Here is a 10914-nt window from a genome sequence, read left to right as displayed (position 1 = left end):
GGAGCGGTTCCCGCAGTCGCCGACGGTGGGTCCCGAGCAGCTTGCGGAGCTGCGGACGTTGGACCAGATCGCCGACTTCGTCGCGGCCGGGGCGGGTTCGCCAGCCTCGGTTGCGACTGCGGTTGCGACTTCCGCCCCGGGTGCGGCGGCGCCGGGCGGTTCCGCGGAACCGTCGGCTGCCCTGAGGACCGGCGAATCTGGCACGTCCGGTGCTGGTGGTGCTGGTGGTGCTGGTGGTGCCGTCGATCGTGCGGCGGTGCGGGGTGCGNTGGTTGAGGTGGTGGCGGAGAAGACCNGTTATGCCGCGGACATGATCGATACCGGGATGGATCTGGAGGCGGATCTCGGGGTTGATTCGATCAAGCGGGTGCAGGTGTTGGGGGCGTTGCGGGAGCGGTTCCCGCAGTCGCCGACGGTGGGTCCCGAGCAGCTTGCGGAGCTGCGGACGTTGGACCAGATCGCCGACTTCGTCGCCGCCGCGCCGCCCGGATCACCCGGATCACCTGCCGCGTCCGTCGGCCCGGAGGCAGGTGGTGTCGACCCAAAAGCCGGTGAGCCGGCCGGGGCGCCGCGCCGGCCCGTCCGGCTGGTGACCCTGCCCGGAGTCGACCGGCTCGACCGCCCCTACGCCGAGTCCCCGGTGGCCGTCGTCGTCCATCGCGGCGACCCGGGCGTGGGTCCGATCCTGGACGGCCTGCGGACACGGGGGTGGACCGTGCGGGAGGCCGACCTCGACGCCGCCACGCCCGGCGGCCCGGCCGTGCCGACCCCCGACGACGTCGAACGGGCCCTGGCCGCCGCCTTCGAGGGGCGGGTGGACCTCGCCCTCACGGTCCTGACCCCGAGCGCTGACCGGGACCGCGCCGACCGGAACCGCGCTGACTGGGACCGTTCCGTCGCGGTGCTCGCAGAGAACGTCCTGGTCGCCCGGCACGCTCACCTGTCGCTGTCGGCGACCGCCGCGGCCGGCTCCCGCGCCGCGTTCGTCACCCTCACCCGCCTTGACGGCGGGCTGGGGCACCATGGCACGGCCGGCGCCGCGGCGTCCCTGCTCGGCGGGGTCGGCGGGATCGTCAAGACGCTCGCCGCAGAGACCCCGGAGCTGTTCTGCCGGGCCGTCGACGTCGCGCCGGGCCTCGCCGGGGACACCGTCGCCGAGCTGCTCGACGCCGAGCTTCATGACGCCGCCCGCGACACCGGCGAGGTCGGCATCGACGCCGGCTCGGTGCGCTGGACCGTCGTCCCCGGCCTGTTCGACCCCCTCGCGGCGGCCGACCAGGCCGTCCCGGCCCCCGTGACCCTCGGCGACGCTGTGACCCCCGGCGACGCTGTGACCGACGGCGACGCTGTGACCGACGGCGACGCTGTGACCGACGGCGACGCTGTGACCGACGGCGGTGCGGAGGCGGTCACCGTCGGCGCGGACGACGTCCTCGTCGTCTCCGGGGGCGCCCGCGGCGTCACGGCGCTGTGCGTGCGCGCCCTCGCCGAGCGTGCCGGCGCCCGCTTCGTGCTCCTCGGCCGGTCGGCCCTGGCCGACGAGCCCGACTGGGCTGCTGGCGTCCCCGACGACGGTCTCAAGGCCGCCGTGATCGCCCAACTGCGGGCCGAGGGCACCCGCCCCACCCCTCGCGAGGTGGAACGCATCTACCAGGGGCTGCTGGCCCAGCGCGAGATCCGCGCGACAGTCGCGGCGATCGCGGCCGCCGGCGGGCGCGCGCAGTACGTGGCGGTTGACGTGACCGACGCCGACGCCCTGGGCGCCGCCCTCGGCGAGGTGCGCGGGCAGGTCACCGGGGTCGTGCACGGCGCGGGGGTGCTCGCCGACGCGCTGCTGCCCGCCAAGACCGCCGCGGACGTGGCCCGGGTGTTCGCGCCGAAGCTGACCGGGCTGCGGGCGCTGCTCGATGCCCTCGACGGTGCCCCGCTGCGTCACCTGGTGCTGTTCACCTCGGTCGCCGGGCTGTACGGCAACCCCGGCCAGGCCGACTACGCCGCCGCCAACGAGGCCCTGTGCCGGGTGGCCGCGGCGATGAGACACGACCGTCCCGACTGGCATGTCACCGCGATCGACTGGGGCGCCTGGGACGGCGGCATGGTGACCCCCGCCCTGCGGGAGCTGTTCCAGGCGCGCGGCGTCGAGCTGCTGGCCCCCGACGCGGGTGCCCGCGCCTTCGCCGATGCGTTCCGCCCCGACCGCGCCGGCGAGGTGTGCGTGCTCGTCGGGCCGGGCCGATCCCTGGCGGAACCGACTGCGGCCGGCGGGCCGGCCGTGCGTGCCCGCCGGCCGCTCACCCCGATCGTCGACCATCCCGTCATCGCCGCCCACCGGATCGGTGCCCACCGGGTGCTCCCGGCGACGTTCGGCCTCGGCTGGATGATCAACGTCGTCGAACGGTCCCACCCGGGTCGCCGCGTCGTCGAGGTCCGCGACTTCGCGGTGCACAAGGGCATCGTCTTCGACGGCGCGTCGCCCGACGGCGCACGGGTCGAGGCCGAGCCCGCGGTTCCGGGCGAGACGGGGCGGCTGCTCGTCCGCGTCGCGGTCCGCGCAGACGGCTCGGGCCGGCTGCCCGTGTCGCACTACGCGGCGACGTTCGTGCTTGCCGCCGCCGAAGCGGGTCCGGCGCGCCTCGGCCCCGCGGTGGCCGGCTGGCCCGGCTACCGGCTGGGGGAGGGGCCGCCCGACGCCCTGGCCATCTACACCGAGGGCACCCAGTTCCACGCGCCACGCCTGCAGGGCATGCGCCGGGTGCTGGCTCGCGGCGGCGACCGCCTGGTCCTCGAATGCCAGCTCGACGACGACCAGGAGCTGCGCGCGGCGTTCGGGGGCGCGCTGCACAGCCCCGTCCTCGCCGACGTGCTCCTGCAGGGGCCGCCGGTGCTCGGCAAGGCCCTGCTCGGCCAGGCCTGCCTGCCACTGGGCATCGGCCGCGCCGAGTACTTCCATCCCCTGCCCGACGCCGCGCCCTTCGTCCTCGTGCTGGACGGGGCGCGGGTGGACGCCGGCGGCGGCACGGCGACCGTGACCGCCACCGCCTGCACCCCGGACGGCGCCGTCCTGGTGCGGTTCACCGATGTCACGGTGGCCGCGACGCCAGGCATGGCCGCGAAGTTCGCCGAGGCCGTCCAGGCCTGGCGGCAGATCCCCACCGCGGATCCCACCCCGACCGACAACGAGGAACTCCCGTCATGACCGTGGTCGACCAGGCCGAGCGCCTCGACTTCGTCGGCGAACCGTTCGACCCGCTGGCCTTCGCACCTGCCTCGGGTCCCGCCGCGCCGCCTTCCCCGCCCTCCTCGACTGCTCCGTCCTCCCCTGCCGAGACCCATCCTGCCGAGACCCATCCTGCCGAGACCCATTCCACCGACGCGCGCCCCACCGAGCTGATTCGGCAACTGCGCGCGACGACCGCCGCGGCGCATGCGAGCGCCCTGCGAGCCCAGGCCGCGCTGCAACTGCGCGTACTAAGCGGGCTCGACGGCGGGCCGGCGCGTCCGGTCGGGCCGGCCCTCCTCCCGTCAGCTCCTGCCCTCCCGTCAGCTCCTGCCCTCCCGTCAGGTCCAGCCCTCCCGTCAGGTCCAGCGGTGCCCACCGGACTGCCGCCCGCCCCGGCGCGGCCCCGGGTCACGACCGAGGCGTCGTTCAAACCGTTGGCCCGCAGCGCCGTGGGGGTGCTGGGCGTCGTCGACCTCGACCGGTTGGCCCGGGGCGCCATCGCCGACGTCCTCGGCCCGGCCTACGACCAGGACGGCCACGACCGCTCGGTGCGCCTCGCCGCCGACGGCGGGCTGCTGCTCGCCGCCGTCGACGCGATCGAGCTGCGCGGCGGGCGCCCCGGGCGGGGCCTGGTCCGTGCCCGGCTCGTCGGCCCCGCACCGCACGGCGAGGGCCTGGTCGAGGCCGCGGCCCAGGCCGCCCGCCTGTTCGCGGTGTACCTCGGCCTACACCTGTGCCTGCTCGACGCCCACTTCGTCGACGGCGCCGCTCCCGGCACTCAGGTCGACCCGGCTGTCACCGGTTCGGGCGAGCTCGAGCTGGTCCTCGAGGTGACCGACATCGACCTGGTGCCGCGGCCCGCGCTGCGCGCCGACGCCGAGATCCGCCCGGTCGGCAGCGACCAGGTGCTCGGGCGCGTCACCGACGTCGCCGTCGGCCTGCGCGAGGGCGCCGGCCGGCCGGTCGGGCCCGGGCCCGGCGGGACGACGCCGGTCTGGCTCGGCCGGAAGAACCGTTTCGGTGACCCGGCGATGCTCAACGAGTTCCACATGGCCCACTTCTGCCGCGGCGACCAGGCAATCGCCCTCGGCCCGGAGTTTGCCGGCTACACCGGCCGCAAGGCCACCCGGCTGCCGTCGGGCGGGCTGCTGCTCGTCGACCGGGTGCTGGAGGTCCACGGCACCCGCGGCGATCCGGCGTCGCTGGCCGGCGGCGCCTGGCACGTCACCGAGTACGACGCGCCCGCGGACTCCTGGTACTTCGCCGACACGGCGAACGCCTCGATGCCGAACTGCGTCTACATGGAGACGTCGCTGCAGGCGGCGCTCATGGTCGGCTACTACCTGGGGGCTACGCTGGCCGACCCGGCGGCGATGGTCAGCCTGCGCAACCTCGGCGGGACCGCACGGGTGCTGCGCGAGGTGGACCTGCGCGACGCGACGATCCGCCAGCACTCGACGCTGCTGTCCACCACCGACATGCCCGGTTCGTCGCTGCAGAGCTTCGGCTACACCCTGTCCGTCGACGGCGAGCCGTTCTACGAGGGCGAGACGATGTTCGGCTACTTCAGCGACGCCGCGCTGGCCAACCAGACCGGCCTGGACGCCGGCCGGTCGGTGCCGACCTGGCTCGACGCCATCTCGCCGCGACCGGCGGTCCGCACCCTCGACGTCGCGGCGCGCCGCGACGACCCGGGCGCGCCCCTGGTCGCCCGGGACCACCTCGCCCTGCTGGACACCCTCGACGTCGTCGACGGCGGCGGCCGCTACGGCCAGGGCTACCTGCACGCCGTACGCCCGATCGACCCGGACGACTGGTTCTTCGCCCGCCACTTCCACCTCGACCCGGTCATTCCCGGTTCCCTCGGGGTGGAGACGGTGATCCAGGCGATGCAGGAGTGGCTGCTCGACTCGCCCCACGCCGAGGGCCTGGTCGACCCGGCCTTCGTGCTGCCGGTGGACGCGCCGTTCACGTGGAAGTACCGGGGACAGTTCCTGCCGACGGACGGGGAGACCCGTCTGGAGGTGCACCTCAAGGAGGTGCGCCGCGCCCCCGGCCGGGTCCGCGTCACCGCCGACGCGAGCGTCTGGAAGCCGGGGCTGCGCATCTACGAACTCATCGATGTCGCCGTCGAACTGCGCACGGACGGAGCCGCCCCATGGTGACGCCCACGGCCACAACAGCGAGCCGGCCCGCGGCCCCGCCGGCCCCGCCGGCCCAGGCGGGTGGCGACCTGGCGCAGGTGCAGCGCGACCTGCTCGCCCTCGACCTGCCCTGCTATGTCCTGCGCGATGGTGTCCTGCGCGACGGTCAGCAGGTCCGCACGAGCACCGACGCGACGCAGGTGGGCCGGGTCGTGACCGGCGGCGGCCAGGTGCTCGCCGCCGTCGGGCCGCGGCCGGCCCACGCGCTCGGCGACCCGGAGTTCCGCCGCGCTCACGGCGTCCGGTACGCCTACATGGCCGGGGCGATGGCCAACGGCATCGCCTCGGCCCGGATGGTCGCCGCGCTGGCCCGCGAGGGCTACCTCGCCTCGTTCGGCGCCGCCGGCGTCCTGCCGGCCCGGGTCGACGAGGCGCTCGCCGCGATCGGGCGGGACGCGCCCGGCAGCCCCTTCGCCTGCAACCTCATCCACAGCCCGAGCGAACCGGCGCTGGAGGCGGCCACCATCGACGCCTGCCTGCGCCACGGGGTCGGGTGCGTCGAGGCGTCGGCGTTCGTCGAACCCACCGCGCAGCTCGTCCGCTACCGGCTCGCGGGCCTGCGCCGCGACCGGTCCGGCCGGGTCGAGGCCGCCCATCGGGTGATCGGCAAGGTGTCGCGCGCCGAGGTCGCCGAGCGGTTCCTGCGCCCGGCGCCGCCCGAGCTGGTCCGCCGGCTCGTCGAGACCGGCGACGTCACGGCCGAGCAGGCCGAGCTCGCCCGCGCGGTGCCGCTCGCCGACGACCTCACCGCCGAGGCGGATTCCGGCGGCCACACCGACCGCCGGCCGCTGCTGGTGCTGCTGCCGGAGCTGCTCGCGCTCGCCGAGCGGATCCGGCGCGAACAGGGCTACGCCGCGCCCGTGCGGGTCGGCGCGGCCGGGGGCATCGGCACACCGGCCGCCGCGGCGGCGGCGTTCGCCCTCGGCGCCGCCTACGTCGTCACCGGCTCGATCAACCAGAGTTCGGTCGAGGCCGACCAGTCCGACACGACCAAGCGGCTGCTGGCCGCGACCGGCGTCGCGGACACGGTGATGGCGCCGTCCGCGGACATGTTCGAGCTCGGCGTGGAGGTCCAGGTGCTGCGCCGCGGAACCCTGTTCCCCGGCCGGGCGCGCCAGCTCTACGAGCTCTACCGCACCTACGACGGCGTCGACGCGCTGCCCGCCGACATCCGGGCCACGCTGGAGACGCGGGTGTTCCGCCGCTCGCTCGACGACGTCTGGCAGGACTGCGTGCGGTACTTCTCCGAGCGCGACCCGGACCAGATCACCCGCGCCGCGGACGACCCGCGCCGCCGCATGGCGCTGGTGTTCCGCTGGTACCTGGGGCGCTCCTCGGGATGGAGCATCGCCGGGGACGCCGAGCGTGCCCCCGACTACCAGGTGTGGTGCGGGCCGGCGATGGGGGCCTTCAACGGCTGGGTCGCCGGCACCTACCTGGCACAGGTGGGCAACCGCCGGGTCGTCGACCTGGCCACCCACCTGATGCGGGGGGCGGCATACGCCGACCGCGTCGCGGCGCTGCGCGCGGCCGGGCTGCGCCTGCCCGCCGCCGCCGCGGCATACCTGCCCGCCCCGCCGCCGAACGAGACAGCCGTCAGGAGAGGCAGCCAACCATGACGATCGAGGCCATCACGATCGGGCCCGCCACGGTCGAGCCCACCACGGTCGAGCCCATCCCCCGGCGTGGCCCGGGATCGACCTGGCTGCTCTGCGGGGGCTGCGGCACGATGCTCTACGAGCGGCGGTTCGCCCGCGACGGGCGGGTCTGCCCCGACTGCTCCTGGCACGCCCCGATGACCATCCACCAGCGTCTCGACCTGCTCCTCGACGCCGACTCGGCGCGGCCGGTGGACGTGCCGGCGATCGACGGCGACCCGCTGGAGTTCACCGACACCCGCCCCTACCGCGACCGGCTGCGCGACGCCCGCGCGAGCACCGGCCTCGACGAGGCGGCGGCCTGCGTGCGCGGAACCGTCGACGGCAACCCCGTCGTCGTCGTCGTGATGGACTTCCGCTTCCTCGGCGGCAGCCTCGGCGCGACCGTCGGCGAGGTGTTCACCCGGGCGGCCGAGCTCGCCCTGCGCGAACGCACCCCCCTGCTGACCGTCACCGCCTCCGGCGGGGCGCGGATGCAGGAGGGCGCGATCGCCCTGATGCAGATGGCCAAGACCAGCCAGGCCCTCGGCCAGCTCGACGAGGCCGGGATCCTGACCGTCTCGCTGATCACCGATCCGACCTTCGGCGGCGTGGCGGCCTCCTTCGCGACGCTCGCCGACGTGATCATCGCCGAGCCGGGTGCGCGGCTCGGGTTCGCCGGGCGCCGGGTGATCGAGCAGACCATCCGCCAGTCCCTGCCCGAGGACTTCCAGACCGCCGAGTTCCTGCTGGCCCACGGCGTCGTCGACCTCATCAGCCCCCGGCACGAGCTGCGGGCGAACCTGGCCCGGCTGCTGTCGGTGTCGAGCCGGCGCGCCGACGGCATTCCCCGCCAGGCGGGGCGGCCGGACCGCGCGGTCGTCACCGACCCGGAGCAGCTTGCGCGGCGCGACGCCTGGGAGAGCGTGCGCGCCGCCCGCCGCCTGGGCCGACCGACGACGCTCGACTACGCCGCCATGATCCTCGAGGACTTCACCGAGCTGCGCGGCGACCGGATGTCGGCCGACTGCCCGGCGCTGGTCGCGGGTCTGGGCCGGCTCGACGGGATACCCGTCGCCGTCCTCGGCACCCAGAAGGGTCACACCGCCGACGAGCTGCGCTACCGCAACTTCGGGATGCCGACCCCGGCCGGCTACCGCAAGTCCGCCCGGGTGATGCGGCTGGCCGCCAAGCTCGGGCTGCCGGTGATCACCCTCATCGACACCGCCGGCGCCTATCCCGGCATCGAGGCGGAGGAGCAGGCCCAGGCCGTCGCGATCGCCGAGAACCTGCGGCTGATGGCCGGGCTGCCCGTGCCGGTCGTCGCCGTGGTCACCGGCGAGGGCGGCAGCGGCGGCGCGCTAGCGCTGGCGTTCGCCGACCGCGTCCTGATGTGCGCGAACGCCGTCTACTCGGTGATCAGCGCGGAGGGCTGCGCGGCGATCCTGTGGAAGAACCCGGCGGCCGCGCCGACTGCTGCCGCGGCCCTGCGGGTCGACGCCCGCGAGCTGTTGCGGCTCGGTGTCGTCGACGGCGTCATCCCCGAACCGGACGGCGGCGCCGACGCCGATCCGGCGGGAACCGCCGCCCGCCTGCGTGAGGCGTTGCGGGGCGCGCTCGCCGACCTGCTGCCACTGGACCAGATGAACCTGGTGACGCGCCGGCGGGCCAGGTTCCGGCAGTTCGGCGTCGCGACACCTGCATCTGCACCGGTGCCGGCGCCGGCGCCGAGCGGCGACGCGCACGAGTCCCAGACCGACCGGAGCGTGGAGGCGACCAGATGACGACCGACTCGACGGCAATCGACCAGGTGCCGGGAACGACCGGGGACGTCGACCCGGACGGCGGCGACAGCCGGGTGCCCGCACCGGCCGTGGACGCCGTGGTCGCGGTGCTCGGCGCGCACGTGCTGGAGCTGTCCGTGCGGGCACGGGTCGCGCCGAGCCACGTCCGCGTGTCGGCCGGCGATGTCAGCGTCGAGATGGGCTGGACGAGCACCGGCCCGGGGTACGCGGAAGCACCGATCGCGCCCGCGCGGACCCGCTGGGCCGCGCCCTCCGCCCCCATGGCCCCGGCAGCACCCGCGGCGGTGTCCGCACCCGCGGCGGTGGCCTCCGCCCCGGCCGCGGCTGCGGCTGCGCAGCCGAGTGAGCCGGCGGCGCCCGAGGAAGCCGGGACGTTCCCGCTCGGTTCTCCGTCGGTCGGCATGTTCTACCGCGCGCCGGAACCGGGCAAGCCGCCGTTCGTCGCCGAGGGCGACACGGTGCGGGCCGGCCAGCAGGTCGCGATCGTCGAGGCGATGAAGCTGATGATCCCGATCGAGGCGGAGCGTGCCGGGCGGGTCGTGCGGATTCTCGTCGAGGACGCCACCGCCATCGAGCACGGGCAGCCGCTGTTCCTGCTCGCGCCGCTGGACCAGGCCCCGAACGGGAGCCGTTGATGTTCAGCAGCGTCCTGGTGGCCAACCGAGGCGAGATCGCGCTGCGGGTGGTGCGCACCTGCCGCGAGCTCGGCATCCGCACGATCGTCGCGCACTCGGCCGCCGACCGGGATTCCGCGGCCGTCCGGCTGGCCGACGAGTCGGTGCAGGTCGGCCCGGGTCCGGCGAAGCGCAGCTACCTGAACATCCCGGCGGTGGTGGAGGCCGCCCGGACCCGCGGCGCCGAGGCGATCCATCCGGGCTACGGCTTCCTGTCGGAGAACCCGGAGTTCGCCGAGGTCTGCGAGGACGAGGGGATCGTCTTCATCGGGCCGCCGGCCGACGTCATGGCCCGGCTGGGGGACAAGGCCGTTGCCCGTGGGATCATGCGTGACGCTGGCCTGCCGCTGCTGCCGGGAAGCCGCGACGCCCTCGACGGCCCGGACGCCGCCCTCGCGCTCGCCGGCGACATCGGCTACCCATTGATTCTCAAGGCCGTCGCCGGCGGCGGCGGTCGTGGCATGCGCGTCGTCCACGACCGCGCGGACCTCCCCGCCGCCTACGCCGAGACCCGGGCGGCGGCCCTGGCCGTGTTCGGCGACGGCCGGCTGTACCTGGAGCGCTACCTCGAATCCGCGCGCCACGTCGAGATCCAGGTGCTGTGCGACGGCCACGGCAACGGCGTCCACCTGGGCGCCCGCGACTGCTCGCTGCAGCGGCGCCACCAGAAGCTCGTCGAGGAGTCCCCGGCGCCCGGGGTGGACCCCGACGGCGTCGCCGAGCTGGGGGAGGCGGCGGTGCGCGCCGTGCTCGCGGCCGGCTACGTCGGTGCCGGCACCGTGGAGTTCCTCTACGATCCGGCGCGCGGGGCCTACTACTTCATGGAGGTCAACTGCCGGCTGCAGGTCGAGCATCCGGTCACCGAGATGGTCACCGGCCTCGACCTGGTCGCCGAGCAGCTCCGGGTCGCGGCGGGCGAGGAGCTCGGCTACCCGCAGTCCGACGTCACCGCCCGCGGTGTGGCCATCGAGTGCCGGGTGAACGCCGAGGATCCCACCCGGGACTTTCGCCCCACCCCGGGTCTCGTCACCGAACTGGACCTGCCCGGCGGTCCGTTCGTCCGCGTCGACACCCACCTGACCGCCGGCTACCGGATCCCGCCGCTGTACGACTCGCTGCTGGCCAAGGTCGTCGTCTGGGCACCGGACCGCGACGGCGCGATCGCCCGGATGCGCCGCGCGCTCGCCGAGACCCGCGTCGTGGGCGCCGGTGTGGCGACGACGGCCGGCTTCCTCGCCGACGCGCTCGACCACCCGCGCTTCCGCGCCGCCGAGCACGACACCTCCCTTGCCGAGACCCTCCTTGCCCCGGCCGAGCCCCGAGTGGCCTAACCGGAACCGGTGCAGAGGCCCTTCGGTTCCGCGGTTCCGCGGA

Annotated in this window: 6 protein-coding genes; all 6 read left to right on the top strand. The window is 75.3% G+C overall.

The features are described 5' to 3' along the window. Nucleotides 1–296: 296 nt before the first annotated feature. Nucleotides 297–3196, top strand: a 2900-nt coding sequence (locus FF36_RS18695) for an SDR family NAD(P)-dependent oxidoreductase (protein ID WP_277912949.1), incomplete at its 5' end; no start/stop codon positions are given. After that, on the top strand, nucleotides 3193–5385 hold the full coding sequence (locus tag FF36_RS18690) for a hotdog family protein (RefSeq protein WP_044886391.1): 2193 nt from the start codon (nucleotides 3193–3195) through the stop codon (nucleotides 5383–5385). The genes FF36_RS18695 and FF36_RS18690, both read left to right, overlap by 4 nt. Next, nucleotides 5379–7043, top strand: a complete 1665-nt coding sequence (locus tag FF36_RS18685; RefSeq protein ID WP_044886390.1) for a PfaD family polyunsaturated fatty acid/polyketide biosynthesis protein — start codon at nucleotides 5379–5381, stop codon at nucleotides 7041–7043. Before FF36_RS18690 ends, FF36_RS18685 begins: the two co-directional genes overlap by 7 nt. Continuing rightward, entirely contained in the window at nucleotides 7040–8845 is a 1806-nt protein-coding gene (locus tag FF36_RS18680) for an acetyl-CoA carboxylase carboxyl transferase subunit (protein WP_044886389.1), read from the top strand. Before FF36_RS18685 ends, FF36_RS18680 begins: the two co-directional genes overlap by 4 nt. Beyond that, nucleotides 8842–9501, top strand: a complete 660-nt coding sequence (locus FF36_RS18675; RefSeq protein ID WP_044886388.1) for an acetyl-CoA carboxylase biotin carboxyl carrier protein — start codon at nucleotides 8842–8844, stop codon at nucleotides 9499–9501. The genes FF36_RS18680 and FF36_RS18675 overlap by 4 nt, the downstream gene beginning before the upstream one ends. Further along, on the top strand, nucleotides 9501–10871 hold the full coding sequence (locus FF36_RS18670; RefSeq protein WP_044886387.1) for an acetyl-CoA carboxylase biotin carboxylase subunit: 1371 nt from the start codon (nucleotides 9501–9503) through the stop codon (nucleotides 10869–10871). The genes FF36_RS18675 and FF36_RS18670 overlap by 1 nt, the downstream gene beginning before the upstream one ends. The last annotated feature ends 43 nt before the right edge of the window (nucleotides 10872–10914 follow it).

Origin of the sequence: Frankia torreyi (assembly GCF_000948395.1) — a bacterium.
GTDB classification, from domain to species: Bacteria; Actinomycetota; Actinomycetes; order Frankiales; family Frankiaceae; genus Frankia; species Frankia torreyi.
Note: the sequence above shows the minus strand (reverse complement) of the source record. Positions and strands in the feature narration are given on the sequence as shown.

Coding starts and splice junctions, on each gene's coding strand:
- FF36_RS18690 (WP_044886391.1), top strand. CDS start 3,193: ATGACCGTGGTCGACCAGGCCGAGCGCCTCGACTTCGTCGGCGAACCG.
- FF36_RS18685 (WP_044886390.1), top strand. CDS start 5,379: ATGGTGACGCCCACGGCCACAACAGCGAGCCGGCCCGCGGCCCCGCCG.
- FF36_RS18680 (WP_044886389.1), top strand. CDS start 7,040: ATGACGATCGAGGCCATCACGATCGGGCCCGCCACGGTCGAGCCCACC.
- FF36_RS18675 (WP_044886388.1), top strand. CDS start 8,842: ATGACGACCGACTCGACGGCAATCGACCAGGTGCCGGGAACGACCGGG.
- FF36_RS18670 (WP_044886387.1), top strand. CDS start 9,501: ATGTTCAGCAGCGTCCTGGTGGCCAACCGAGGCGAGATCGCGCTGCGG.